At 53.7% G+C, this 25065-nt stretch carries 27 protein-coding genes; 17 read left to right on the top strand and 10 right to left on the bottom strand.

The annotated features are described in order from the left end of the window. Positions 1–57: 57 nt before the first annotated feature. Complete coding sequence (locus SIB80_RS11405; RefSeq protein WP_063419594.1) at positions 58–471, top strand: hypothetical protein; 414 nt, start codon at positions 58–60, stop codon at positions 469–471. A 1224-nt stretch (positions 472–1695) separates the two neighbouring features. On the opposite strand, the gene psbV is transcribed toward SIB80_RS11405, so the two are convergent. Together psbV and rnz are read right to left on the bottom strand one after the other, a co-directional pair. Continuing rightward, positions 1696–2208 (bottom strand): photosystem II cytochrome c-550, encoded by a 513-nt coding sequence (gene psbV, locus SIB80_RS11400; RefSeq protein WP_063419525.1) that lies wholly within the window; start codon positions 2206–2208, stop codon positions 1696–1698. A gap of 69 nt (positions 2209–2277) precedes the next feature. Beyond that, positions 2278–3234, bottom strand: coding sequence for a ribonuclease Z (gene rnz, locus SIB80_RS11395; RefSeq protein ID WP_063419593.1), 957 nt, complete (start codon positions 3232–3234; stop codon positions 2278–2280). Positions 3235–3330: 96 nt separating this feature from the next. Between rnz and SIB80_RS11390 the strand changes: the two genes are divergently transcribed. The 3 genes from SIB80_RS11390 to SIB80_RS11380 all read left to right on the top strand — a co-directional run bounded on the left by SIB80_RS11390 (position 3331) and on the right by SIB80_RS11380 (position 6004). Continuing rightward, complete coding sequence (locus SIB80_RS11390) at positions 3331–4758, top strand: SpoIID/LytB domain-containing protein (protein WP_328585572.1); 1428 nt, start codon at positions 3331–3333, stop codon at positions 4756–4758. Then, a complete protein-coding gene (locus tag SIB80_RS11385; protein WP_063419523.1) occupies positions 4759–5583 on the top strand; it encodes a glucosamine-6-phosphate deaminase in 825 nt (274 codons plus the stop codon). Between the two features lie 238 nt (positions 5584–5821). Beyond that, positions 5822–6004 (top strand): hypothetical protein, encoded by a 183-nt coding sequence (locus SIB80_RS11380; protein WP_063419522.1) that lies wholly within the window; start codon positions 5822–5824, stop codon positions 6002–6004. 129 nt (positions 6005–6133) lie between these two features. Here the strand turns inward: SIB80_RS11380 and SIB80_RS11375 are convergent, their stop codons facing one another. From SIB80_RS11375 to rplU, 4 genes are all read right to left on the bottom strand, one after another. Next, on the bottom strand, positions 6134–6898 hold the full coding sequence (locus SIB80_RS11375; RefSeq protein WP_063419592.1) for a YebC/PmpR family DNA-binding transcriptional regulator: 765 nt from the start codon (positions 6896–6898) through the stop codon (positions 6134–6136). Between the two features lie 71 nt (positions 6899–6969). Next, on the bottom strand, positions 6970–7932 hold the full coding sequence (truB, locus tag SIB80_RS11370; protein WP_063419521.1) for a tRNA pseudouridine(55) synthase TruB: 963 nt from the start codon (positions 7930–7932) through the stop codon (positions 6970–6972). Between the two features lie 63 nt (positions 7933–7995). Next, positions 7996–8262 (bottom strand): 50S ribosomal protein L27, encoded by a 267-nt coding sequence (gene rpmA / locus SIB80_RS11365; RefSeq protein WP_011825214.1) that lies wholly within the window; start codon positions 8260–8262, stop codon positions 7996–7998. A gap of 42 nt (positions 8263–8304) precedes the next feature. Continuing rightward, positions 8305–8706, bottom strand: a complete 402-nt coding sequence (gene rplU / locus SIB80_RS11360) for a 50S ribosomal protein L21 (RefSeq protein WP_063419520.1) — start codon at positions 8704–8706, stop codon at positions 8305–8307. Positions 8707–8897: 191 nt separating this feature from the next. Between rplU and SIB80_RS11355 the strand changes: the two genes are divergently transcribed. The 4 genes from SIB80_RS11355 to kaiC all read left to right on the top strand — a co-directional run bounded on the left by SIB80_RS11355 (position 8898) and on the right by kaiC (position 11311). Continuing rightward, a complete protein-coding gene (locus SIB80_RS11355; protein WP_169190012.1) occupies positions 8898–9041 on the top strand; it encodes a hypothetical protein in 144 nt (47 codons plus the stop codon). Positions 9042–9164: 123 nt separating this feature from the next. Beyond that, positions 9165–9377: a hypothetical protein gene (locus tag SIB80_RS11350; RefSeq protein WP_370520976.1), complete on the top strand. Its 213-nt coding sequence runs from the start codon at positions 9165–9167 to the stop codon at positions 9375–9377. Beyond that, positions 9374–9745 carry a circadian clock protein KaiB gene (gene kaiB / locus SIB80_RS11345; protein ID WP_063419518.1) on the top strand — a complete coding sequence of 124 codons (372 nt, stop codon included), beginning with the start codon at positions 9374–9376 and terminating at the stop codon, positions 9743–9745. Before SIB80_RS11350 ends, kaiB begins: the two co-directional genes overlap by 4 nt. A gap of 66 nt (positions 9746–9811) precedes the next feature. After that, positions 9812–11311, top strand: coding sequence for a circadian clock protein KaiC (gene kaiC / locus SIB80_RS11340; RefSeq protein ID WP_063419517.1), 1500 nt, complete (start codon positions 9812–9814; stop codon positions 11309–11311). A 56-nt stretch (positions 11312–11367) separates the two neighbouring features. On the opposite strand, the gene SIB80_RS11335 is transcribed toward kaiC, so the two are convergent. Next, positions 11368–13425, bottom strand: coding sequence for an ATP-binding protein (locus SIB80_RS11335; RefSeq protein WP_063419516.1), 2058 nt, complete (start codon positions 13423–13425; stop codon positions 11368–11370). A gap of 24 nt (positions 13426–13449) precedes the next feature. Continuing rightward, positions 13450–14766, bottom strand: a complete 1317-nt coding sequence (gene purD / locus SIB80_RS11330) for a phosphoribosylamine--glycine ligase (protein WP_063419515.1) — start codon at positions 14764–14766, stop codon at positions 13450–13452. Between the two features lie 101 nt (positions 14767–14867). Here purD and SIB80_RS11325 point away from each other — a divergent pair, with 101 nt between their 5' ends. The 9 genes from SIB80_RS11325 to SIB80_RS11285 all read left to right on the top strand — a co-directional run bounded on the left by SIB80_RS11325 (position 14868) and on the right by SIB80_RS11285 (position 23280). Further along, on the top strand, positions 14868–15866 hold the full coding sequence (locus SIB80_RS11325) for a hypothetical protein (protein WP_063419514.1): 999 nt from the start codon (positions 14868–14870) through the stop codon (positions 15864–15866). Next, positions 15863–16591 carry a phosphoribosylaminoimidazolesuccinocarboxamide synthase gene (purC, locus tag SIB80_RS11320; RefSeq protein ID WP_063419513.1) on the top strand — a complete coding sequence of 243 codons (729 nt, stop codon included), beginning with the start codon at positions 15863–15865 and terminating at the stop codon, positions 16589–16591. Before SIB80_RS11325 ends, purC begins: the two co-directional genes overlap by 4 nt. A 69-nt stretch (positions 16592–16660) precedes the next feature. Next, a complete protein-coding gene (locus SIB80_RS11315) occupies positions 16661–18943 on the top strand; it encodes a BamA/TamA family outer membrane protein (protein WP_063419512.1) in 2283 nt (760 codons plus the stop codon). Further along, the gene (lpxC, locus tag SIB80_RS11310) at positions 18943–19800 is read left to right on the top strand and encodes a UDP-3-O-acyl-N-acetylglucosamine deacetylase (RefSeq protein ID WP_063419511.1); all 858 of its coding nucleotides are present in this window, start codon (positions 18943–18945) and stop codon (positions 19798–19800) included. The genes SIB80_RS11315 and lpxC overlap by 1 nt, the downstream gene beginning before the upstream one ends. Beyond that, a complete protein-coding gene (gene fabZ / locus SIB80_RS11305) occupies positions 19797–20252 on the top strand; it encodes a 3-hydroxyacyl-ACP dehydratase FabZ (RefSeq protein ID WP_196757485.1) in 456 nt (151 codons plus the stop codon). The genes lpxC and fabZ overlap by 4 nt, the downstream gene beginning before the upstream one ends. Before the next feature lie 5 nt (positions 20253–20257). Continuing rightward, positions 20258–21109 (top strand): acyl-ACP--UDP-N-acetylglucosamine O-acyltransferase, encoded by an 852-nt coding sequence (gene lpxA / locus SIB80_RS11300; RefSeq protein WP_063419510.1) that lies wholly within the window; start codon positions 20258–20260, stop codon positions 21107–21109. Beyond that, positions 21109–22287, top strand: coding sequence for a lipid-A-disaccharide synthase (lpxB, locus tag SIB80_RS11295; RefSeq protein WP_063419509.1), 1179 nt, complete (start codon positions 21109–21111; stop codon positions 22285–22287). The genes lpxA and lpxB overlap by 1 nt, the downstream gene beginning before the upstream one ends. Further along, on the top strand, positions 22284–22955 hold the full coding sequence (msrA, locus tag SIB80_RS11290; RefSeq protein WP_063419508.1) for a peptide-methionine (S)-S-oxide reductase MsrA: 672 nt from the start codon (positions 22284–22286) through the stop codon (positions 22953–22955). Before lpxB ends, msrA begins: the two co-directional genes overlap by 4 nt. Positions 22956–23067: 112 nt before the next feature. Further along, the gene (locus tag SIB80_RS11285) at positions 23068–23280 is read left to right on the top strand and encodes a hypothetical protein (protein ID WP_074160135.1); all 213 of its coding nucleotides are present in this window, start codon (positions 23068–23070) and stop codon (positions 23278–23280) included. Here SIB80_RS11285 and SIB80_RS11280 read toward each other — a convergent pair. Then, a complete protein-coding gene (locus SIB80_RS11280) occupies positions 23241–23372 on the bottom strand; it encodes a hypothetical protein (RefSeq protein WP_255454350.1) in 132 nt (43 codons plus the stop codon). The genes SIB80_RS11285 and SIB80_RS11280 overlap by 40 nt on opposite strands. A 212-nt stretch (positions 23373–23584) precedes the next feature. Continuing rightward, on the bottom strand, positions 23585–25057 hold the full coding sequence (locus tag SIB80_RS11275; protein ID WP_063419590.1) for a leucyl aminopeptidase: 1473 nt from the start codon (positions 25055–25057) through the stop codon (positions 23585–23587). Positions 25058–25065 lie beyond the last annotated feature (8 nt).

Here is a 25065-nt window from a genome sequence, read left to right as displayed (position 1 = left end):
CCACCCTCAGCGGGTGGCTTTTTGCTTCATGGTGGTGTTGATGGCTCTGTTTTAGATGTGACGTCTGTTGCCCCTGCCAGAGCGGATGTCGATGTTGTGTTGGCGCACGGCAGTATTCACACCAGTCCTGGTGGGCAATACAGTTTTCGTGTGATTGGTTCTTGTTGCCGGCTGTTTGATCGCGAGGAACTGCCATGGCCTTGCTGTCGCCTTGCCTGGCGGAGCAAGGAGCCAAGTTGGCGACGTGTGGGCCGGCGCTTTGTTGCTGATGTGGCGGCTCGTCGTTGTCCGTCTTATGTCGTCGAGCTATTGCAGCCTGGTTCAAAGCCCACAGTCACAGTGCTGACATTGTTTTCTCAGCGTTTGACGCCGAGTTTGCAGGAGTGGTGGTATAGCCGTGGGCAGCTCTCCAAGGACCCAGCAAATCTGCTGCCAGCTTCGATGCTGCTTGCAAGCGAAGAGGCCCCATAGTGTTGCTCGGCTCAGGGGTGATTGGCTACTTGCTTGGCATTCTGATCAACGGCCAACTTGTTATGAGTGCGATTCACTTAGACAGCTGATCGAAGTTATTGATAGAGCATTTGCCAGCTTTGGATTGCATCAAACAGAAGCCAAAGCAGCTTTTTTTGAACGAGGCTTTGCGTATAGAAGCAGTAAATGATTTGCTGAGAAGGAGCGTATTGATAAAATTATCAGCCTGGAAATTGCTATTGATTGTGCTGAGCAGGCTATGTAAAAGCCTTGTTGAGGCATGATTGGGTCATCAGTGAAAACAGGCTTCGATTCTCACCTCAAAGTTACAGCTTGGGTCTTGAGAAGCTTGTCTGATCGCCACAAGAAGAAATGAGATCACTTTCCTCATGATTTGGTTTGGCTGGGAATGGGATGACATTTGTTTGTCTCCATCTCTCAGCTCAAGCGGTTGTAAGTAAAGTCAGAAATGCGGAAGTTCGTTCATCCATTCATGCCAAATCAGTTGGCGGCTGGAGGCATTGCTGCGCCATGCTTTGCCTTGCGATTGATGATTCATTTTTGTTTTGCCTGGCCATAGATGCCAAAGACTTTTGTTGATAACTGCAGGCCATGCTTCTGCTAGAAGTGATGCTGGCCAGCTGATTAGTAGCTTCAATGAGAGGTTAAAGAGAGCCCTTTTTGAATGGCTCATCTTTACTTTCAGTTCTGCAATCCAAATGCTTAAGCAAGGTGTTCTTGAACAAGCTTTTGAGAAGGCTTGATCGCTGTAAGGCTTGTCTTTTGCGGCAATCCTTGAGCTATGAGCAGCAGATCTTTGTGTAGAGCGCAGGCGAAGCCTCTCAGAGGAGATTGTTCTGAAGATCGGCGCCTTATTCAGGCCAAGCCTTCAAGCCAATCATTCCTCCCAGCGCGCGAGCGACAGGGCAGGCGGAATCAGTCTTGAGGCAGACCCTCGCCTGCAACCTGCTCATTTGATCTAGGGCGATTTGCTAGTTCCCCTGGGAGGTTGAGAGTATGTAGCTGACAAGCCTTGTCTCGCAGAAGAGATATCTCTCAATCAGCTTGTTCAATCAGTGATTAAGACAGGAACAAACACTGAAGTTTTAGATCGCTATTGCAGACAAGACTCTTTCAAACGAGATGATGGCCAGATTTGTCAGGCAAAAAAAAGGACCTCAGCTTTCGCTGAGATCCACTGATTGTTTTTTGCTTCTTGAGTGATCAGAAGTAGATCTTGCCACCACCCCATTGGTCGCCCTGTACTTTCTCAGCCGTGAGGATGTAACCGGCGATTAGGCGCAGGTCTTCATCGTTGAGCGTACGCATCTGAACGTAGACATCGCTGCTGCTGATGCCTGGGTGGGTGTCGGCAATGCTGTATTCCCCGTCATATGACATGGGATTTTTCAGGAATTCGACCAGGCCGTCCACGTTGTCACGAGGAGGTGATGCCAGTGAGAGAGCCTCAAGGTCCAGACCAACGTTTTGATTGGTCTTGGTGACGCCTTGGTTATGGCAGGTGGCGCAGTTGCTTTTGAAGAGCTTGCTAGCGCTCTTGATTTCTGACTCGCTGAAGGTTACCTGCTGTCCGCCTGAGCCTGCGGGAACGGTGAGGGTCTCGGCATCCCATTGGGCAGCCATGGCCGGAGAGCTAATGCTCAAGCCAATTATTACGGGCAAAACGATCAATAGTTTGATCAGGGACCGTCCCAGGGATGCAAAGAGAGAGGCCATGGAATACGCCAGTTACTGACAGAAGCGACAACACCTTGTATCACGGGGCGGGAGCTCTAAGGGCCGTAATCAAGAACTGTTGCAGCTCGGAGCGACTTCAAAACTGAGGAAATCCTTGGCGAGGATGGTGTTCGAAAAGATCGCTTGAGCTTCTCGTAGCAGGTCATTTGGGGTAACCGGATTGCCTGGCGCATAGCGGGGACTGAGGTGGGTCAATACGAGTTTCCCGACGCCGGCTTCGGCAGCTGTTTGGGCCGCCATGGTGCTGGTGGAGTGCTGCTTCTGATAAGCCATTTCTGCTTCGCTATGGGCGAAGGTTGCTTCGTGGATCAGCAGGTCCGCGCCTGCGGCTAGCGAGACAGCAGCTTCTGAAAACACCGTATCGGTGCAGAACACGATGCTGGCGCCTGGGCGCTCTGGTCCACAGAAGTCCCGGCCATCCACCACGCGGCCATCATCGAGGCTGACCTGTTCACCACGCTTTAAGGCGGCATAGACGGGGCCTGGCGGGATGCCGAGGCTTTGGGCTCGCTCAAGGTTGAAATGGCCTGGCTTGGGTTTTTGGTCCACGCGATAGGCGTAGGCCGGCACTCGATGGGTGAGCGGGGTGCAGCGCACCAGGATGTCTTTGTCTTCAAACACAATCAGGTTCTGCTCTGCTGCGTCTCGCACGCGATGAACCTTGAGGGGGTATCCGATCCTGGTGGAGCTATTGCGCAGCACGCCTTGCAGATAGCTTTCCAGTGGATCGGGGCCGTAGAGATCCACTCCGTTGCTGTTGCCGGATAGGCCGAGGCTGGCCAACAGACCCGGCAGGCCAAACACATGGTCGCCATGCATGTGGCTAACGAACACTCGTCTGAGTTGAGACAGACGCAGATCGCTGCGCAGGAACTGATGCTGAGTGCCTTCTCCGCAATCAAACAGCCACAACTCAGCACGTTGGGGCAGCCGCAGAGCCACGGCAGAAACATTGCGGGCTCGTGTCGGTACGCCCGAGCTGGTGCCGAGAAAGGTGACCTGCAAGGCCTTGCACACCCCAAAGACCATGCTGCCATGGCTTGGGGCCTGGCCTGGTTGTTGTGATCGGGGCACACTGAATGTCCTTGTTGAACATGTTGATTGGCTTTGCCAGCGCCGCTATGGGCTATGGGATTGGTCGGCGGGGTCACACTCACGGCCGTAAGCCCTGCTGCCGAGGTGATTGCTGTGCAGGAGCCAGTGATGCGGGTGCTGGTGCTGGAAGCATCAGCTCTGCGTCTGCGGGCTGATGCTGAGCAGCCTTTGCTTGTGGCAGGCCTGGGTTCGAGGGAGCAGAGGCTGAGGGCGCTTTCTGTTCGCAAGCAGCGCGGTCAGCTGCGGCTGACCCTTGAGGGGCGGTCGCGGCGATCGCTATCGCTTGCTTTGCAGCGTGAGCTCAGGGTTCGCAGTGCAGACCCACGCGGGATATGGCTGGGCAAGCGTCGCTATCGCGGTGAGTTGAGGGTTCGATCAGTTGGTGCAGGCTTGCAGGTGGTGAACCACCTGCGCGTTGAGGACTATCTGGCCAGTGTGGTGGGCAGTGAGATGCCGGAATCCTGGCCTCTGGCTGCACTGCAGGCCCAGGCGGTGGCCGCTCGCACCTATGCCCTCGCTCAACACGGCAAAGCAGGTGGTTTTGATCTCAAGGCCACCGTTGCCAGTCAGGTGTATCGCGGTGTGGAATCTGAAACCGCCAACACTCTGAAGGCGGTGGAAAGCACCCATTCGCTGGTTTTAGTGCATGGCGGCCAGTTGATCGATGCTGTTTTCCACAGCAGCTCTGGAGGGGCAACAGAAGCCAGCGGGGCGGTATGGAGCAAGCAGCTGCCTTATCTGGTCAGCGTGCCGGACCACGATCAACACAGCCCTGTGCATCAGTGGGACGTGTGGTTTGAGCCGCATCAGTTGCGAAGAGCGTTCCGCGAAACCGGTGGTTTGAGCAGCATTGCTGTGTTGGGCACCACGGGCACGGGCAGAATTCGCCAGGCTCTTGTGCAGGGTCCTCGTGGTGATTTGCTGCTGAGCGGCAAGCAGCTGCGCCAGCGTTTGGGTTTGAAGAGCACCTTGGTGCGCTTTGAAATGCTTGCTTCGAAGTCTGCAAAGCCTGGCGCAGGCGTTGGCCTTAAGCGCTTTGAGCACAGCTTTGGAGATAGAAAATCTTCTGGCGCTGGAACGGTTTTGATGGGGTCTTGGCGTGATCGAACAACAGCCAGCGTTGATGCCAATGCCAGTTTCATGGGCCTGACCCCGCCGCCGCCTGTGCCGCCTCTGCCGCTTCACTCAACACGCCGTTCGCGCCATCAGCCGCTGATGTTGCTGGCTATGGGGCAAGGTTTTGGCCATGGCGTCGGCATGAGTCAGTGGGGTGCCCATGGCCTGGCGCAACGGGGTGCAGATTTCCGCCAAATCCTCAATCACTACTACCGAGGCGCAGAGATTGTTCCCTATCGGCAGCTACAGAATTCCTCTTTGGCCTTCCTGTGGCGCTCTCCCCAGCCTGGAAGAGTTGAGAGCATGGGAGACGCCTAATTGAACCTCTTGCGGTCTTCTGTCGCCTCTGAGCAAGGGTTCGCGAGCACGATCACGCTGCGAGAGAACCTGCCAAGCCTTGTGGAAGCTGTTGTTGATGCCCTAGAGGGGCATCTAAGGCAGCGGCTGGGGGAGCAGAGGCCGAAACCGCTTGGCTTGGCCACTGGCCGCACGATGGTGCCGATCTATGCCGCACTGGTGGCCCGTGTGCAGCGTTGGCCCGCTGATGAGCTGGAGCATCTGCGGCGCAGTTGGTGCAGCTTCAATCTCGATGAGTATGTGGGCTTGGGGTTAGCTGATAGGCGCAGCTTTGCGGCCTATATGACGCGTCATTTAGGCAAGCCGTTGCAATTGAGCCCGCAGCAGTTGCATCTTCCCGATGGCGAGGCGATCAATCCAGAGCAGCAGGCTGGCAGTTATGCCGCTCAGTTGCAGAGTTTTGGTGGTGTTGGGTTGCAGTTGTTGGGCTTAGGCAGCAATGGCCATGTGGGCTTCAATGAGCCGCCTTGTGGCCCAGAGGCGTCTTGCCGGGTGGTGTCGTTATCGCAGTCCACCCGGAAACAGAATGTTGCTGCTTTTGGTGGTAATCCCAGTCAGGTGCCATCTCAAGCACTCACGCTTGGATTAAAAGAAATTCTCGCGGCAGATGAAATTCATTTGATCGTGACGGGTTCAGCCAAAGCAGAAATTCTCAAGGCCTTGCTTAATTCGCCATGCACGGATCAGTTGCCGGCAAGTTGGTTGCGCAATCATGCTCGGGTTGCACTTTGGGCAGATCAAGCAGCTCTTAATCGAGAGAAAGTTCCTGAAGCGAATTTCAGTTAAAAGTTGATTTGAGTTGTTCGTCTTTCTTGCTTGCAAGCAAGAAAATCACTAGTGAAAATAGACAATTAAGAGTATCATGGTAAGGCGCTATTTGACATAGTATTTACCTTGTTGAAGACATTTGCTTAGGAGAAGAGACGTTAGGTCTTAAATGTCTACATTGGCCTTGTACATGGCCAATGAACTATTGCGATAATATTGTCAGATTAAGATCGGCTACACCTTCACTGATAAAACGGTGTCAGTTGAATCGAATCAAGCAAGCCAGAATGGCCTGCTTGTCGAAGCTGGGGTTGATTACACGATTAACAATTTCGGAACCACCTCATTCAAGCTGTATGGCCGTGGCGGTCTTGAGTTCTGGGATTCAAACCGCGGCACTGATTGGCGTGCCTCCGGTGGTGTCACCTTCCAGTTCTAAGAATCACTGTTCAGCATTCAACTGAAACCGCTGGGTGTCGTGATCACGACCTCAGCGGTTTTTTTTTTGGGCCGTCTTATCCCCTTCGCATGTCGTCACAGCCGTCGTGGTGGTGCTGCTGCTGCCTAGTTATCTCGCCATTGTGTCTTGCCAGCTCTCTAGGTTTGAGCTGATGTGATGCACATCGTCGAGTTCATCTAGTGCATCCAGCAATTGCAGGCATTGGTCTTCGCTTTTTTGATCTGCTTGGCTGACCGTGGTGAGTGGTCTCCAGCAGTGTTCCCATCCCTCAACAATCCAGCCTTGATCTTTGAGCCCAGCCTGCAGGCCTTCTAAGGCTTGAAACGGGCCATACACCACAGCGCCATCGTCGATCAATTGATAACCATCAGCTTCAAGCTCCAGCAGGTTTTCCAGCAATGCATCTTCTGAAACCTTGCCTCCATCTTGCGCAGACTGCGCACTCAAATACACTTCGCTGCGTTGCTCAAACAAGTAGGCCACGCAGCCGCTTTCGCCGAGCTTGCCGCCGTGTTTATTGAAGGTGAGGCGTAGGTCTGCGGCCGTGCGATTGCGGTTGTCGGTGAGCGCTTCGATCAGCACCGCAACGCCACCAGGGCCGTAGCCTTCATAACGGATGGCTTCCAATTGGCATGCGCCGTTTTGGTCGTGGCCGGAGCCTTTTGCAATCGCGCGCTCAATATTGGCCGCAGGCATTCTTGCGGCTTTGGCTTTGTTGATTGCGGTACGCAGTTGAAAATTACCGTTTGGGTCGCCGCCACTTCTTGCTGCCACAGAAATTTCTCGTGCCAGGCGGGTGAACACAGCACCTCGCTTGGCATCCACCACCGCTTTGCTGCGTTTGATTTGAGACCATTTGCTATGGCCGGCCATGGCGGAGGCTGATGAGCTTGTTGTTTGACCATCAACGCTAGTGGCGTTCGCGTTGAACGACAGTGTTGCGATCATCCCCGTGCGTTGAACACAACTTTTGGCTTCACTGTTGCGTTGTCTTCCCAGTAGGCCATTCCGGCAACTTCGCCTCTGCAGTCGATCACCACGAGCATGGGCTTGTTTGCGCTTGGCTCAGTTTGGTTTGGAGCAGATTCTTGCTGATCAGAGGCCAGAGGTTTGGGTGCTGGTTGGCATTGATCTGGATGGGCGGTAATGCGTCGCCCGCAGCTCCAGCTCTCCTGTTGCTCTTCGTTGAGTTGCAGTCTTGGTAGGTGTGCAAGGGCCGTGAGTGGCGGTAACACAGCAGGCGGAGTCGTTAGGGCTGGATTGTCTCGATCGGGTAGTGGTACGGCTTGTTGCTCGTGAAACCCCAGTGCCTGGGTTCGCTTTAACCATCCCAGACAAGCGCCGCAGCCAATTAATTCGCCTAGATCTCGTGCGAGAGAGCGAATGTATGTGCCTGATGAGCAATGCACGTTAAAGTCGATTTGGCCCAGTTGTTGGTTCCAGTTGAGTAGCTGCAAGCGATCAATCGTGATCGTTCGCGCTGGAATCTCCATCGTTTCTCCCCTGCGGGCACGTGCATGGGCGCGTTCCCCTTGCACATGCACGGCTGAAACTTGCGGTGGCCGTTGCTGAATCCTGCCGCGAAACGGCTCGAGATAGGCCTCGATCTCTGCTGTGTTCAATTCGGGCCAGGCTTGCTTGGAGATCAGATCCCCTTGTTGATCGTCGCTACTGGTGCGTTGGCCCAGTTGGATGCTGCCGCGATAGCTCTTGGCGCCGGGTAGATAGGGCAGCAGTCTGGTGGCATGCCCTAGGGCGATGGGCAAAACTCCTGTGACGGCAGGATCAAGTGTGCCGCCGTGGCCCACGCGCTTGAGGCCAAACACACGCCGCATTCGGCTCACACAGTCGTGGGAGGTGAGGCCAGCAGGCTTGTCGATCACCACAAAGCCGAATGGCACCGTCACCTGATCAGCAGCGTTCAGTTTGTGACTGCTGCTGCCCGCATTGTCTGCAAAGGCTGAGATTGCTCAGCTGGAGGCAACCACACTGATGCGCTTGCGGTTGCGCAGGCTGCGGCGAATGCTTTCGAAGGTCACCACACCATCGGTTAGAGCGAAGAGGGTGTCGTCTTTGCCCTGGCCAACGTTCACCCCTGGCAACACTGAGGTGCCGCGTTGGCGAATCAGGATCGACCCTGCTGTAACGGTTTCGCCGCCATAGGCCTTCACTCCAAGACGCTTGGAATTTGAATCGCGGCCGTTGCGTGTGGAGCCTGTGCCTTTCTTATGAGCCATGGTGATTTAAGATGTATTGAGAGTAGTGTATGGAGAGGGTGGTTAGCTGAGTGCTTTGCCGTCTATTGAAATGGATTGAACCATTACTCGCGTGAGTTCTTGGCGGTGTCCATTTTTGCGTCTTGTCTTCTTCTTGGGGCGCATTTTGTAGACGATGATCTTGGGGCCACGGCGGTGGTCCATCACCTTCAGTTCCACGCTGGCGCCCTTCACGTAAGGCTGGCCAACTGTGGCGTCATTCTTGCCATCCTTGATCAGCAGTACCTTCTCAAGGGTGACGGTGTCATCAACAGCCGCTTGCAGACGGTCTAGGTCGTAGTAACGGTTGGGTTGCAACCAAAACTGCTGGCCAGAGGCCTCAACTATGGCGTATGAATCACTTTGGTCTTTAGCTTCAGCTTTGGCTGTAGCGGCTTTTGGCTTTGCGGCGGGTTTCTCGGCCATGGGTGCTTTAAGACGCGTTCAGGCTCGGAATCTGCAGAGCTGGGCTGATAAGCGCCGCACCACTTTGACCGATTTGGCCTGACTCGCAATCGAGAGTCAAACAAACATCGTCCCGCGTTTAGGCGCCTTTAGTCAAGATTGAACGCTGATCCCTGAGCGTCAAAACCTCGGAGCGAAGCCGACTTTGATCATTGCTTCTCTTGCGGCTCAACACACCAGCATTCTTTGATGTTTGCTGTGATTGGTGTTTTGCCAGCCCTGCTCTGCCTGAGGATGTTGTGCTCGCAGGCCTAGGAGAGTCTCTGATCAGCTTGTTGCAGCCTCAGTTGTCTTGAGGAGAGGTTTTCGTTGATGCAGAGATTGATGCATGAGTGATTTTCGAGATTCTTGCGCTGTTCCTCTGGCCCTAGATCGCGAGTTGATCGGCATTGTTTGCTGTTTGATCGATCACCTAGGTTGTGGAGATCCATATGGATTTCATTGACGCTTTCTGGCAACAGTTCAGACTTGAGTTGCATGAGAGAGAGTCATCGCCGGGCGTTCTATTCGCATTGCTCGATCTAGCAAAACACCTTTGGGTGATGCTTCAACACTCGCTTTCCGCAGAAGTACCCCTTTTGTTGATATCAATCAGTTCCGATTTAGAAGATGCTTCTGAGATGCAATTATGAGCCCAAGAAAAACCTACATCCTCAAGTTGTACGTAGCAGGGAATACCCCTAATTCGATGCGGGCGCTTAAAACTCTGCGCGACATTCTCGAGAACGAGTTCCGTGGCGTGTATGCGCTCAAGGTGATCGATGTGCTCAAGAATCCTCAGCTTGCAGAGGAAGACAAAATTCTGGCGACACCAACCTTGGCCAAGATCCTGCCGCCACCGGTGCGCAGGATCATTGGTGACCTCTCAGATCGCGAACGGGTTTTGATTGGTCTTGACCTCCTCTATGACGAGATCTATGACGAGATTCCTGAGGAGATGCTCGGCTCAGCGGAGCTCGATTCGTTCGCAGACGATGACATTGCGTCGCCAGATTCTTAAGGCTCGCGGTGCAGCGCTTTGTTCCAGGGCTAATTCTCTCTAGCTTTTGAGTAGAACGTCCTAGCTATGCAGTCTTTTAGTGCCGGTGGCTCCTCCCAGATTCAGGTGCAGAAGCTGCCTACTGGGATCGAAGGTTTTGATGACATCTGTCATGGCGGCTTGCCGACGGGGCGTAGCACGCTGATCAGTGGCACGTCGGGTACAGGCAAGACAGTTTTTTCACTTCATTTTTTACACAACGGCATTACCCAGTTCGATGAGCCTGGAATCTTCGTGACCTTTGAAGAGTCTCCATCAGATATTTTGCGAAATTCCGTCAGCTTTGGTTGGAATCTTCAAGAGATGGTGGAGCAGGATAAATTATTCATACTCGATGCTTCACCGGATCCTGATGGTCAAGATGTTGCAGGCAGCTTTGACCTTTCAGGGTTAATTGAAAGGATTAATTATGCCATTGTTAAATATAAAGCGAAACGGGTGGCAATCGATTCAATGACAGCCGTTTTCCAACAGTACGACGCAATTTCTGTGGTGCGTAGGGAAATCTTTCGCTTGATTGCACGTCTTAAGGTGATTGGCGTTACCACCGTAATGACCACAGAACGGATTGATGAATATGGCCCAATTGCACGCTATGGGGTAGAGGAGTTTGTCTCCGACAACGTCGTCATCCTACGCAATGTTCTTGAGACTGAGAAGCGTCGACGTACCGTTGAGATTCTCAAGTTACGTGGCACAACTCACATGAAGGGTGAGTTCCCATTCACCATGGGCACCCAAGGCGTCAGCGTCTTTCCTTTAGGCGCAATGCGGCTTACGCAGCGTTCCTCCAACGTGCGGATTAGTTCTGGTGTTCCTCATCTTGATGAGATGTGTGGTGGAGGTTTCTTCAAGGATTCGATCATTCTTGTTACTGGTGCAACGGGCACTGGTAAAACCCTTTTGGTGTCGAAGTTTATTGAGGATGCTTTCCGAAATAAGGAACGCGCGGTTTTGTTTGCCTATGAGGAGTCGCGAGCCCAACTTCTGCGTAATGCCACCAGTTGGGGGATTGATTTTGAAGAGATGGAAAGTGAAGGCCTGTTGAAGATTATTTGTGCTTATCCAGAGTCGACTGGTCTGGAAGATCATCTGGAGATTATTAAAACGGAGATTGGACAATTCAAGCCATCGAGGATGGCGATTGATTCACTTTCGGCCCTTGCACGTGGCGTGAGCCTCAATGCCTTTAGGCAGTTTGTGATTGGAGTAACAGGCTATGCAAAGCAGGAGGAAATAGCGGGATTCTTTACCAATACCGCTGAAGAGTTTATGGGAAGTCATTCGATTACCGACTCCCATATCTCCACAATCACAGATACTATTCTGCTGCTTCAGTATGTGGAGATCCGCGGCGAGATGGCCAGAGCTGTGAATGTATTCAAGATGCGTGGCTCATGGCACGACAAGAGAATTCGTGAGTATGTTATTACTGATAATGGCCCACAGATTAAAGACTCATTCTCTAACTTCGAACGGATCTTCAGTGGTGCTCCTCATCGTATTGCTGACGACGAACGCGCTTAATGTTCCTTCGATGTAAGGGCCTTAAAGCCACTGGTTGATTCAGTTTATTGGCTGAATTAGAGTTCTAAACCTTGTTCTTGTTGCCTAGTTGTTCGTACTGATTGCACGATAAGCTCGTCGGCATCTGTTTGCTCAAGAGGTAGATCAAACCAAAAGGTTGTGCCCAGCTCAACCTCACTGGCCATTCGTATTTGGCCGCCATGCTTTTCGATGATGCCGCGCACGATTGATAGTCCAAGACCGGTGCCGGCTTCTGTATGCACGGCATTTTCCACACGGTAGAAGCGGTCAAAAATATGTTGTTGGTCATCCTGATTGATGCCATGGCCTGTGTCCGAAACTTCTACGCGCAGCTTGGGGAGTGGTGAGAAAAATTCGCAATGTGGTGCTGATTTGCTGCTCTCGATTGGAGACATTTTGCAGCTATCAGGCCATGTGTAGGCTCGCACCATCAGGCTTCCACCAGTACGACTAAACTTGAGCCCATTGCCGACTAAATTGTCGAGCACTTGGAGTAATAGATCCCAATTTCCCAGGATTGTTGGTAGCTCATCATCTGTATTGAACTCAATATGAATCTGCTTGTCATCTGCATTAAGCCGATAGTTGCGTAGGGTTTGCTCGATGGCAGGGCGAAGATCCATGGGCTCGAACTGCACGGTCCGTCCGGATTCCAATCGCGAAAGGTCGAGTACATCATTAACGAGTCGAGCCAGCCTATCGGTTTCGGAATTAGCAACACCTAAGAATTCTTTCTTTTCTTCTTCGCTGAGTTGATCACCGAGATCATGCAGTGTTTCTACATAGCTTTTGATATTGAACAGTGGTGTTCTAAGTTCATGTGAAACGTTGCTAATGAAGCGGCTTTGGGCTGCATTGAGCTCCACTTCTCTTGTGAGGTCCTGCACTGTGATTGCGATGCCTTTAAGGGTTTCACCGCTTTGATCACGTACTGACTGCAACACGATGCGAAGTGTGCGTGATGGTTCTTCAAGACTGCAACGCAGATCGTTACTTTCACCGATATTGCGCAGCAGAGATTGAAGTGGATCATGCAGTTCGTTTGCGATGATCTCTGGTAACTCATTGAGCAGTTCCTGGCCCTCAAGATTTCGACCTTCCCAGCGAAATAGCCGCCGTGCTGTTGGGTTGGCCAGCACGATTTGTCCAACTTCATCGAGCAGTAAAGCGCCATCGGCCATCGTGGCAATCAGCGATTGCTGCTTCACTTGGGCGGCAGTGAGCTCTTCAATATTGGCGGCGTCATAGGCCTCCAGTTGGGAGGCCATGGCGTTGAAGCCATTCAGGAGTTCTCCCAGTTCTCCTCCCATCGGTAGAGCGATTCGAGCTTCGAAATTGCCGGAAGCAATGGCCCTTACACCACGCAGCAGCTCCTTCACAGGCTGCGTGATCGTTAGAGCATTGAAAACGGCGCCGAGAATTACAAGCACCCAGATGGAGATGAAGACGGCAATCGTCACCTGTCGCGTGAGAGCCGCGCTGGCAAGAGCTGTGTCGTTGGGGTTGACCCCCAGAGCCAGTGTCCCCAGATAATCACCTTTCCACACCAGTGGAACGAAGACATCGGTGAGTTGACCTTGAGGGGTGAGGTGCTGGCGAATCAGTGCGTTTTCTGGTCGTGATGGCAGCTCTGCTGGCAGTTCCAAGCGATGGTTGAGTTGCAGATCGTTATCACCGCTGACAGGGGAAGCGCTAATGGGGATTCCCAGATAGATCAAGCCATCTGGGTCGGCGAAGAAGATGTAACGAAGGCTGCGCGAGCGCCAGAATTGTTCGGCAACAGTTGCCAGTTCCCTGTCACGTCCTTGGGCGACAAGTTCAGTGACGTTTCCGGAAAGGAGGAGTCCTAGATCTCTGGCGTAACGCGTGTCATTCATCCCTGCATCCCTTTGGATGCCGTTGAGGACGAAGAAGGTGACGCCTGTCATCAGCAGGCTTACCACCAGTGTGGCGATTGCCAACAGCTTGGTCTGCAGGCTGAATTCTGCCCACCAGAGATAGATGCGTTCCCCCCAGCCGGGTGGCTCTGGTGGGGGTTGGCCATCTCCTGGGGGAGCCCACTCTGCGATGGCTTGCGAAGTACTGCTGGCCATCAACCCATTCAGCGTCTCTTCACCCTAGGACTGGCGCACTTGGTGACCGATGTCCCGGCGGTAAGTGATCCCTTCGAAATACACCTGATCAAGACCTTGGTATGCGTTTGAGAAGGCCTGATCAAAATCGTTTGCTTGAGCCACAACCGCCAACACTCTGCCGCCATTGGTCAGTTGATCTCCCTCTTCAGTGCAGCGGGTGCCAGCATGGAAAAGCTGTAGGGATGGGCCTGGCTGCAGCTGAATGTTGAGGCGGTCACCCTTGCGGGGTGCATTGGGGTAGCCCGCTGCTGCTGCCACGACACATGCACTGCAGCGGTCCTCGATCAATAGCTCTGGTGCTTGATCGAGGCAACCAAGTGCACAAGCCTGCAGAACTTTTGCCAGCTCTGGACCCATCAGTGGCATGAGGGTCTGGCATTCGGGATCGCCGAAGCGACAGTTGAATTCAATCACCTGCAGCCCATAGGGGGTGAGCATCAATCCGGCATAGATGACACCTCGATAGTCGATGCCTCGCTGCTTCAGGGTCGCAAGGGTTGGCTCAAGGACAACCCTGCGCACAAGGTCGAGTCCTGCTGCATCGAGCAGGGGAGCCGGGGCATAAGCCCCCATGCCCCCGGTGTTAGGGCCCCTGTCGCCGTCTTCTAGACGTTTGTGATCTTGAGCAGGGGGCAGCAATAACAATTGCTCGCCATCGCAGAGTGCGAAGACGGATACTTCTGGCCCCTCTAGTCGCTCTTCAAGCACCAATTGGCAACCGGCAGCTCCGAATCGGCCGCTGAAGACCTCCTGGATCGCTTCAGCTGTTGCTTCGATGCTGTCGGCTACGCAGACCCCTTTGCCTGCTGCTAAACCATCGGCCTTAACAACCAAGGGTTGTTGCACTTGATTCAGCACGCTCAGAGCGTCTGCTGCTGTGCTCACTGTCCAGTGTTTTGCTGTTGGCACGCCGGCTTGAGCCATCAGGGTTTTGGACCAGGCTTTGCTGGCTTCCAGCTGGGCACCCTCGGCCCCTGGCCCAAATACAGCTAGCCCGGCCTTGCGCAGTTCGTCAGCCACGCCAGCGGCCAGTGGAGCTTCCGGCCCTATTACCACTAGATCGATCTGAAGCGATTGGCAGGCATCAATCAGGCCATTGACGTCGGTTTCTGCGATCGCCAGGCATCCACAGCCCTGCTGCTCTTTTGTGCCCCCATTCCCTGGTGTGACCCAGACGTCTTCTATGCCGGAACAGCGTCGTAGTGCCCATGCAAGGGCGTTTTCACGCCCACCACTACCAACCACAAGCAGCCGCTCTAAAGGGGGGAGAGGATGGGGACGGGTGCTGGACATGGCCATAGGAACAAGCAGGGACGGGGAAGACCCCTAGGTTTGAGCAGGTCGGATCTCGTCAGAGGAATCCGTTGCCCTCTTCCATCTTTGTTGAACGACTCAACTCCATGGGGATTCATTCGCTGCCGCTGACTGTGCTGCTGCTGGCTGCCGTTAATCAGGCTGCGCCTCTTAATTCTGCGCCTGGCCCCCGTGCTCCCGCTAGGGAGCCCATGTCTGAACTGGTCTATCGGCAAGTGTTGCTTGATGGGGCGATACCAGAGCTCAAAACAGCTTGTGCTGACGCAGCCCTGTTTGGCTTCAACTTGCGTCTGCAGGAACTTCGTAATCGCCTGATTGACATTGCTCCTGCACCTCAACCCTTTGAGGTTGTGATTGCCAATGCTGAAGCATTGATGGTCTGCAAGGCTCCAGCTAGCACGCAGACGGTGCTCAGTCGTATCAGCCCAGCGCCAGGCAGTCAGCGTCGCGCTTGGTTGCTGCTCTCCTGGCAGGCGGCCAACGCATCTTTGGATCATGCTCAGGCGGCCCTTGCTCTGCGACGCCTGGCAAATGGTGATCTCACGTCATTGAATTTTGAGCAGCTCACCGTTGGCTATGGAGATGATGGCCTGCCGCTGACCCGAGCTGCTCTTGATCTCTTGGTGGAACATGAGGTTTCCCTGGATCGTTCGGCTGAGGCGGTCATGGTGCTGTTGGCTGGCCGTGAGCGTGGCGCATTGGGGGCCCGCCGTCTTGCTCTGGCTGCTGAGTTGCTTCAAGGTCTAGGCAACGATCAGCACTCAACACTGTTGGAATCAGCCCTTGACCAGGCGGCGGCAGATCAAGCTTGGGGGCTGGCAGAAGACTTGCTGCGATTGCAATTGAAGTTCGATTTAGCAGCGGGTGGTGACGGCTTAAGGCCCCGACAACGTCTAGAGCGTCTCGCTAATCGCCTCGATGACCGCTACACCCTGTGGGAGTTGGTTCGGGGGGATCTAGATCAGCAGGATGCTGCAACTCTGCTAGAGCAAGAGCTGCGCTCGCCGCGTCAGCCTGGCGGCCATGCTGCTGTTGAAGCGCATCAAAGTGCGCCTCCTGTTTCAGTTCCATCAGAATTCAAATGACGCCAGATCATGGCCCTCTGCTCTATGAGGGCAAGGCCAAAAGGGTCTTCGCTGCGGATCAGCCCGATCGTGTGTTGGTGGAGTTCAAGAATGACGCCACGGCGTTTAATGCACTCAAACGGGCTGAACTCGAGGGCAAGGGGCGACTGAACTGTCAGATCTCGGCACGACTGTTCGAGATGCTTGAGCGCGAGGGTGTGCCCACTCACTACCTCGGCCTGGCCGCCGAAACCTGGATGCTTGTTCAGCATGTTGATGTGATTCCCCTAGAGGTTGTGATTCGCAACGTGGCGACTGGATCGCTTTGTCAACAAACGCCGATTGCGGCTGGTACTGAGCTTTCGCCCGCTTTGTTGGACCTCTACTACAAGGACGACAATTTGGGAGATCCCTTGCTGAGCGAATCAAGGCTGCAGCTGCTTGGATTGATCAGTTCGCAGCAGCGTTTCGAGATCGAACAGTTGGCCCGTCGGGTGAATCAGCTGTTGCTGTCATTTTTTGAGAGCTTGGATCTGTTGTTGGTGGACTTCAAGCTCGAACTTGGACTCAACAGTGCAGGCACTCTGCTGGTGGCGGATGAAATCAGTCCTGATACCTGCAGGCTTTGGGACCATCGAAATAGCGACCCCCAGGCCCGCATCCTGGATAAGGATCGCTTCCGCCAGGACCTTGGTGGAGTGATTGAAGCCTACGGGGAGATCCTCAAACGGGTCCAAGGGGTATGAGCTAATCCCTTCAACTGCAGGTAATGTCAGCGCACATTTGGCGGCTTTGTAGCCGGATTCTTATCACCTATGGCCAGCTTCCTATCTAGCGGACCCTCGGATGCCTTGCGGCGAGGTGCATTTGGCCTGGTTCTGACCTTGCCGCTTCTTGCTGCTCCTGCGCGTGCTCAGACACCCGAGCAGGACACTCAGCCCCCAGCTAGGGAGATCTTGGTTGCCGATGATGTGCAGTTGGAGGCCACTCCTGAAGGCGTCGTCGAGGAAAGCCTTGAGGTCGAGCAGATTCAGGTCACCCCTGCTGAGCAGCAAGAGCTGCCTCTCAACGCATCTGAACAGTTGCCTGAGGAGCCTCGTGTCTTGATCACCGAGGTGATCATCGAAGGGATTGCAGGCCATCCGGAGCAAGAGCGTGTAGAACTCGCCGCTTATGACGCCATGGTTGTGCGTCCCGGTAGTCGTGTGACTCGAGATGAGCTCAAACGTGATCTCGATGCGATTTACGCCACGGGCTGGTTTTCTGATGTGCGCATTGAGCCGAGTGACGGCCCTTTAGGGGTTCAGCTCGTGGTGCAGGTGCAGCCCAATCCATTGCTCACCAAAGTGGAACTTGATCCACCTGATGTTGAGCTTTCTGAATCTGTGATTGAGGAAACATTCAGCCCCGACTACGGCAGGACTCTCAATCTCAATGAACTGCAGGCTCGTATGAAGGAGTTGCAGCAGTGGTACGCAAACGAGGGCTATTCCCTGGCTCGGGTCACCGGCCCTACGCGCGTTTCTCCAGATGGAGTGGTGCAGCTCAAGGTGATCCAGGGCACGGTGGCAGGGGTGGAGGTGCAGTTCCTCAATAAGGAAGGTGATTCCACCGATGAGAAGGGTGAGCCGATTAATGGCAAGACCAAGCCCTGGGTGATTACACGAGAGATATCAATCAAGCCTGGCGAAGCATTTAATCGAAATCAGCTTGAGGCTGATATTAAGCGTCTCTATGGCACATCTCTTTTCAGTGATGTCAAAGTCACCTTGAAACCGGTTGCTGGTGAACCTGGCAATGTGACAATCATTCTTGGCATTGTTGAGCAGTCCACCGGTTCGTTGTCAGGTGGTCTGGGTTATAGCCAGAGTCAGGGTGTTTTTGGCCAGATACAACTTCAGGACAGCAATCTTCTTGGTCGGGCCTGGAATATGGCATTGAACATTACTTATGGTCAGTATGGAGGCTTGGGAAGCATCTCATTTACAGATCCATGGATTAAGGGTGATGCTCACCGCACGTCATTCCGTACCTCTTTATTCCTCAGTCGTGAGGTTCCGCAAGTTTTTCAGAGCCAGAATAATGGCAATATTCGTACCCTTAAAGATTACTATGATGGTGGTTCTAGTTACGTATATGATATAGATAACAGCAATAATCCTGCGGGAAGGAAATTTGATTCGGTTTCTGATGCAGAGAATGCAGACTCAAATACTAGTTGGTTTGACTATGAAGGGAATTCTGTTGCTTTGCAAAGAATTGGTGGAAACATAATTTTTGCAAGACCTCTAAATGGTGGCGATCCATATAAGAAAGCACCATGGAATGTCTTGGCTGGCTTAAATATTCAGAAGGTCAGGCCGATTAATTTCTCTGGTGATAGCCGTCCATACGGGGTTAGCTCTGATGATAGAGAGAGTAATGGTGCGCCTAATGACGACGTGATTTGTATCGCATTTGACTGTGCAGATGAAAACAATCTCCTTGGTGTAAGAGTTGCGGCTACTTATAATAATTTGAATGATCCTCGTAATCCAACTTCTGGTAACTTTTTTAGTTTCGGTACGGAGCAATTTGTATCTGTTGGGGAGCATTCACCGACCTTTAACCGTCTTCGGACTAGCTATACACATTTCATTCCAGTTAATTGGTTGAAACTTGCCAAGGGCTGCCGTCCTAAGCCAGGGGAGCCGGAAAATTGTCCTCAGGCCCTTGCTTTTCAGGTTAAGGCAGGCACAGTTTTAGGCGATCTACCTCCTTATGAAGCCTTCTGTCTTGGTGGATCTAATTCCGTAAGAGGTTGGAGTGATTGTGATTTATCTGTGGGACGAAGCTTTGTTGAAGCGACGATTGAATATCGATTCCCGATTTGGAATATCGTTTCTGGTGAGGTTTTCGTTGATGGCGGTACTGATTTAGGTTCCCAAGAGAATGTTCCTGGTAAGCCAGGCAAACTTCTCGACAAGCCTGGTTCTGGATTCTCGATCGGTTCTGGTCTGATTGTTACCACTCCAGTAGGGCCATTGCGACTTGAGGTGGCAACCCAGGATTTCACTGATGAGTGGCGCTTTAATCTCGGGGTTGGCTGGAAGTTCTAGTGGCTTTTTGGCCCACCAGTTATGACCGTGCTTGGACCCTAGGCGGAGCTGTCTCAAGACGAGGCATTGGGCTTCATGGTGGGGAGGTCGCCGAAGTGCGCTTACAGCCTTCGGCGCAAGTTGGCTTCCATGTCTCCTGGCTGGACAACAGCGACCCACCAGTCACTTTGGGGCCACATCAGGTTCGCGATAGTCAGCTTTGCACCACTTTGGAACTGGGCGACCGCCATTTAGGCACGGTGGAACATCTACTTGCGGCCTTGGCTGGCTGTGGCTTGACCCATGTGGAGATCCAGGTTGCTGGTGAGGAAATACCGCTTCTTGATGGTTCAGCTCTGGGCTGGGTGGAGGCGATAGCCGAAGTGGGCCTTACTCCTGCTGCAACCCCTCGTGTCGATCCGCTCGTGCTTCAGCGTGCTTTGGTGTGTCATCGCGGTAGCAGTGTGATCACAGCGACACCTGCCGAGCGCTTCAATCTTGTTGGTGTGATTGATTTCCCACAAGCTGCTATTGGTCATCAGATGCTGGCGATTGAGCTCACTCCAGAGGGGTTTACTGAACAGATTGCTCCGGCGAGAACATTTGGGTTTCGCGAACAGGTGGATCAGCTCTTGGCGGCGGGCCTTATCCAGGGGGGTGCCCTAGACAATGCCTTGGTTTGTGATGGTGATCACTGGTTGAACCCGCCACTGCGATTTGCTGATGAACCAGTGCGCCATAAGCTCTTGGACTTGATCGGAGATCTTGCACTTGTGGGATTCCCTCAGGCTCAGGTTCTCGTCTATCGGGGCTCCCATGGACTCCATAACGATCTGGCGAATGCTCTCCTTGCCGTCTGTCCTGTGACTGTCTCTTGACCGATCCCTCTCCTAATACTGCTGTGTTAACAAGTGAGCAGATCATGGGGCTGCTGCCTCATCGATATCCGTTTGCACTGGTTGATCGTGTTGTGCTCCATGAACCTGGCCAGCGGGCTGTTGCGATCAAAAATGTGACCCTCAATGAACCTCAGTTCCAGGGTCATTTCCCTGGTCGTCCTTTGATGCCTGGGGTCTTGATTGTTGAGGCGATGGCCCAGGTGGGTGGTTTGATCGTGGCCCAGATGCCAGATCTGCCCAAGGGGTTATTCGTATTTGCAGGGATCGATGCAGTTCGTTTTCGCCGTCCGGTGGTGCCAGGAGATCAGCTCATAATTAGCTGCGAGCTGCTTAGCTTGAAGCGGCAGCGCTTTGGCAAGGTCAGGGGGGAAGCCAGGGTGGAGGGCCAGCTGGTTTGCTCTGGTGAGTTGATGTTTTCCTTGGTGGACTGAGGATCATGAGCGAGGTGAGCAAACTCTCAGCGATCACTGCCGAAAAAAAGGCTCAGGTTCACCCTGCGGCTGTGGTGGATCCTCGTGCTGAGCTCGCTTCCGGGGTCGTTGTTGGGCCGGGAGCAGTGATTGGACCTGACGTGAAGATTGGTCCTGATACCTGGATTGGTCCCCATGTGGTGCTCGATGGCCGTTTGACCCTTGGCGCCAAGAACCGGGTCTTCCCCGGTGCCTGCCTTGGTCTTGAGCCACAGGACCTCAAGTATCGCGGCGCACCCACAGAAGTGGTGATTGGCGATGCCAACACAATTAGGGAATCCGTCACCATCAACCGGGCCACAGAGGAAGGTGAACAGACCAAGATCGGTGATCACAACTTGTTGATGGCCTATTGCCACCTTGGTCACAACTGTGAGCTGGGCAATGGGATTGTGATGTCGAATGGAATTCAAGTGGCTGGTCATGTCGTGGTCGAAGACCGGGCCGTGATCGGCGGCTGCTTAGGAATTCACCAATTCGTTCACATTGGCAGTCTTGCCATGGTTGGAGGTATGACAAGGGTTGATCGCGATGTCCCCCCGTACTGCCTCGCCGAAGGGCATCCAGGTCGATTGAGGGGGCTTAATCGTGTTGGCCTGCGGCGCAGTGGTCTGCAGACTCAAGAGGGAGGAGAGCTTGGCCAGTTGCAGGAGATTTGGAATCTGCTGTTTCGATCTGACCATGTCTTTGTTGAGGGGTTGCGGCTTGCTCGACAAGAGCAGTTGATGCCAGCGGCTGCACACCTCTGTGCCTTTCTGGAGGCCTCGATTGAGAAGGGACGTCGCGGTCCTATGCCTGCGATGTCTTTGAGTCGCTGATGGTGCGCCTGCTGATCAGCACTGGCGAGGTCTCTGGTGATTTGCAGGGAAGTCTCTTGATTCAAGCTCTCCAAAGGGAGGTTGAACGGCGATCCTTACCGCTTGAGTTGATGGCCCTTGGAGGTCCCCGCATGCAGGCTTCTGGTGCAGAACTGCTTGCTGATACGGCTCCGATGGGTGCGATTGGACTTTGGGAGGCCCTGCCTCTGGTGCTCCCCACTTTGCGACTTCAGTCTCGGGTGGATCACGTTCTCAAGCAGCGACCACCCGATGCCGTGGTGCTGATCGATTACATGGGCGCCAACGTGCGCTTGGGGCACAAGTTACGGCGCTGGTTTCCCAGGGTGCCCATCATTTACTACATCGCTCCTCAGGAATGGGCTTGGCGTTTTGGCGATGGCGGCACCACTCAGCTGCTGAGTTTCACCGACAGAATTTTGGCGATCTTTCCGGTTGAAGCTGAGTTCTATTCCCAGCGAGGGGCCAAGGTGACTTGGGTCGGTCATCCATTACTCGATACGGTGAGTGTGTTGCCTGATCTTCAGCAGGCGCGTGAGCGGCTTGGCTTGAAGCCTGGCCAAAGATTGTTGTTGCTTTTACCGGCTTCCCGGCAACAGGAACTTCGTTACTTGATGCCCACTCTCGCCAAGGCAGCAGCTTTGCTTCAGCAGCGTGACCCATCCCTTGAGGTGATTGTTCCTGCAGGATTAGCAAGTTTTGAGACGTCTTTGCAGGAGGCTCTTGAGGCGGCGGCAGTTCGAGGGCGAGTGCTTTCGGCTCAGCAGGCCGATGAACTCAAACCAATGCTTTATGCGGCGGCGGATCTTGCCCTCGGCAAATCAGGCACCGTCAATATGGAGCTGGCCTTGCGTGGTGTTCCCCAGGTGGTGGGCTACAAGGTGAGTCGGATCACAGCATTTGTGGCTCGACACTTTTTGCGCTTTCGGGTGGACCATATCTCGCCGGTGAATCTGTTGCTGAAGGAACGGCTTGTGCCGGAATTACTACAGGATGAGTTGACTGCAGAAGCACTTGTGCAGGCAGCTATCCCTTTATTGGAGGATCCTGCCCAGCGCAATGAGATGCTCGAGGGCTATCGGCGATTGCAGCAGACGCTTGGCGTTCCAGGTGTTACCGATAGGGCAGCCAAGGAAATCCTTGATTTAACCAAGACATGAAGACAACGTTTCGACCTTTGAGGAGATGGTGGATTGCCATCTTTCTCTGTGTTGCCTTACTTGGCTTGCCGCTTCAAGTTTTGGCGTCAGTCGAGGAAGCCGTTTTTGCCGGGGGCTGCTTCTGGTGTCTTGAGCATGATCTGGAGGGATTGACCGGTGTGATTTCTGCTGAGAGTGGTTACACAGGTGGTGATTTGCCTCGCCCCACCTATCGCCAGGTGAGCTCTAAGACCACAGGTCATCAAGAGGCCGTACAGGTGCGATTTGATGCCTCTCAAATCAGCTATGCAGAGCTATTGCGCAGCTATTGGCGCAATGTTGACCCTCTTGATGGTGATGGCCAATTTTGTGATCAAGGTGACTCCTATCGACCTGTGATCTTCACCCGAGATGACCAGCAGGCCAGCGAGGCGCGTGAGAGTGCTGATGCTGCGGCTTTGGAACTGGCCCAGCCCATGAGCAATCTGAGAGTTGAGATCAAACCTTCAAGCGAATTCTGGCTGGCTGAGGATTACCACCAGAATTACGCGGAGCTCAATAGCATCAAATACAACTTCTATCGATACAGCTGTGGCCGCGACCGCCGGCTAGATCAGCTATGGGGTGACAGAGCACGAACCGGCTTGCCATGGCAGCGCCCAGATCAAGCAAATCTAAGGAAAAAATAAAATCAGGATGACCTTTGGAATCGTGCAGTTCGCAGTGAAGATGCGGGTTTCCACCCATCCCTTCTGCTGAAAAAGCTGCTTAACATCTGCTGGAGATTTAAGTAGGAGATGTATGTATCTGCTGACCGTTAAGGATGGACTAGTGACTCGGCATGTTGGCCCGTATCCTTCTCCGAAGCAGGCTTCCGATGACTTGGAAAGGGTTTTGGCATCTTTTTCTGAACGAGCACGTTGGCAGATTCATGCGTTGGAATCCCCCAAGACCCTTTCGCTTTCAGAGCGGATTCATGCCAGGAATGGGGCGATGAATGCTGCAGCCTCTTGAGTTAGACGGTCTTTCCTTCTCCCTCTGGCTTTGATGCCCAAAGCTTCTTTGATCAGATCGCTATCGAATACCAGGTCAAGGACTGTCGTCATTCAAGCCAGCTCAATATCCCGAATCAAAATTAAGGGCCCCGATTCTGATCAAGCAAGCGAAAACTCTTTGCTGATCAATTTTCTGGATAGGTTGCTAGCTCTAGGTATGAGCATTGCCAACCCTGCGCGACCTTGAGCGATCAACGTTGTACTCGTGTTGTGATTCCTTCTTTGGCTCATTTTTCGCTGAGTTGAATGCAAAGCCTCTTGACTCAAGACTGACTACAAATCCAATTCACCAAAGTGCGAACCCCGTAGCCGGTGGCACCAGATGGATTGAGGCCTTGGCCCTTTTCAGACCAGACCGTTCCGGCGATGTCGATGTGGGCCCATGGGATGGAGGCCTCAACAAACTCTTTGAGGAAAAGGGCCGCGGTAATTGATCCTCCAGGACGAGGTCCTGTGTTCTTGAGGTCAGCGAGGTTGGATTTGAGACCCTCTCGATAGGAGCTTGGCAATGGCATGCGCCACAGGCCTTCGCCGGCTGCCTCGGCGGCAGCGGTTAGGCCCTCAGCCAGGGGATCATTAGCTGTCCAAAGGCCAGCGATCTCTTCGCCAAGTGCGATAACGCAAGCCCCTGTAAGGGTTGCTAAATCCACGATTGCGTCTGGTTCGAGTCCGCAGGTGTATACCAGTGCATCGGCAAGGGTCAGACGGCCTTCGGCATCGGTGTTGTTGATCTCGATGGTGGTGCCGTTAGAGGCCCGCACGATGTCTCCTGGATGGACAGCGGATCCATTCACCATGTTTTCGCAGGCGGCCACGATCACATGCACTTCCACTCCCTTGGGTCGCAGTTCTGCAATCGCTCGGGCGGCTCCAAGTACAGCTGCGCTGCCGCCCATGTCGAACTTCATCAGATCGATCTGGGCAGCTCCAACTTTGAGGTTGTATCCACCGGAATCGAAGGTCAGTCCCTTGCCTACAAGGGCCAGTCGTCGTTGAACTGGTCCTTGAGGGCGATAGGTGAGGTGAATGAATTTTGGCTTCAGATCAGAACCTTGAGAGACTGCTAGGTAGGCACCCATTTCCCGTTCGGCGCATTCAGATCGCTCCAGCACAGTGCACTCGAGGCCGTGTTCGTGGGCAAGTTGAATCGCTGTTTGGGCGAGGGCCGTAGGGGTAAGACTGTTAGCAGGAGCCGCAACCAGCTGCCTTGCTAGCTCAACTCCCGCACAGGTCGGGTGAACGGCTTGAAGATCTTTGCTGGCTGAGTCGGGCAGACCAATGAGCTCCAGTTTTGTTGGCGTAGAGCGGGGCTCAGGAGCACTGCGAAAGCGGAGGTCTTTATAGAGGGAAAGGCGAACGGCTTCTGCGACGGCCCTTGCGGCAGATGCCGCATCCAAGGGCTCCCAGGGGAGCATCATCCCCAGGGTTCCACTGCATCCGAGGCTTGCTTTCGCTCCCAGGGCAGCCGCCTTGCGAAGGTCATCAAGCCTCATGTTCTGGGGTTCTCCGAGCCCTACGAGCACCAGCAGGTTTGGCTTGTTTTGGAGCAGTTGAACGGTGGCGATTTCTCCGGATTTGCCTTTGAACATCTGCTTCTCAAGGCTCTGCATCAGAGAGCCTTTGCAGAGTGTTTCCAGCTCGTTTAAACGTTCCTCCATCTTTCCCTCAAGCATGCCCACCATGAGCACATCGCCAGTCCAGCTCTGCAAGGTTGCTGGAAAAAGGCAAATTTCCATGGGATGTT

The organism is Prochlorococcus sp. MIT 1327 (genome assembly GCF_047304785.1).
Classification (GTDB): domain Bacteria; phylum Cyanobacteriota; class Cyanobacteriia; order PCC-6307; family Cyanobiaceae; genus Prochlorococcus; species Prochlorococcus marinus_D.
Note: the sequence above shows the minus strand (reverse complement) of the source record. Positions and strands in the feature narration are given on the sequence as shown.

Coding starts and splice junctions, on each gene's coding strand:
- psbV (WP_063419525.1), bottom strand. CDS start 2,208: ATGGCCTCTCTCTTTGCATCCCTGGGACGGTCCCTGATCAAACTATTG.
- SIB80_RS11375 (WP_063419592.1), bottom strand. CDS start 6,898: ATGGCCGGCCATAGCAAATGGTCTCAAATCAAACGCAGCAAAGCGGTG.
- rpmA (WP_011825214.1), bottom strand. CDS start 8,262: ATGGCTCATAAGAAAGGCACAGGCTCCACACGCAACGGCCGCGATTCA.
- rplU (WP_063419520.1), bottom strand. CDS start 8,706: ATGGCCGAGAAACCCGCCGCAAAGCCAAAAGCCGCTACAGCCAAAGCT.
- kaiB (WP_063419518.1), top strand. CDS start 9,374: ATGAGCCCAAGAAAAACCTACATCCTCAAGTTGTACGTAGCAGGGAAT.
- kaiC (WP_063419517.1), top strand. CDS start 9,812: ATGCAGTCTTTTAGTGCCGGTGGCTCCTCCCAGATTCAGGTGCAGAAG.
- SIB80_RS11335 (WP_063419516.1), bottom strand. CDS start 13,425: ATGGCCAGCAGTACTTCGCAAGCCATCGCAGAGTGGGCTCCCCCAGGA.
- purD (WP_063419515.1), bottom strand. CDS start 14,766: ATGGCCATGTCCAGCACCCGTCCCCATCCTCTCCCCCCTTTAGAGCGG.
- SIB80_RS11325 (WP_063419514.1), top strand. CDS start 14,868: ATGGGGATTCATTCGCTGCCGCTGACTGTGCTGCTGCTGGCTGCCGTT.
- purC (WP_063419513.1), top strand. CDS start 15,863: ATGACGCCAGATCATGGCCCTCTGCTCTATGAGGGCAAGGCCAAAAGG.
- SIB80_RS11315 (WP_063419512.1), top strand. CDS start 16,661: ATGGCCAGCTTCCTATCTAGCGGACCCTCGGATGCCTTGCGGCGAGGT.
- lpxA (WP_063419510.1), top strand. CDS start 20,258: ATGAGCGAGGTGAGCAAACTCTCAGCGATCACTGCCGAAAAAAAGGCT.
- lpxB (WP_063419509.1), top strand. CDS start 21,109: ATGGTGCGCCTGCTGATCAGCACTGGCGAGGTCTCTGGTGATTTGCAG.
- msrA (WP_063419508.1), top strand. CDS start 22,284: ATGAAGACAACGTTTCGACCTTTGAGGAGATGGTGGATTGCCATCTTT.
- SIB80_RS11285 (WP_074160135.1), top strand. CDS start 23,068: ATGTATCTGCTGACCGTTAAGGATGGACTAGTGACTCGGCATGTTGGC.
- SIB80_RS11280 (WP_255454350.1), bottom strand. CDS start 23,372: ATGACGACAGTCCTTGACCTGGTATTCGATAGCGATCTGATCAAAGAA.
- SIB80_RS11275 (WP_063419590.1), bottom strand. CDS start 25,057: ATGGAAATTTGCCTTTTTCCAGCAACCTTGCAGAGCTGGACTGGCGAT.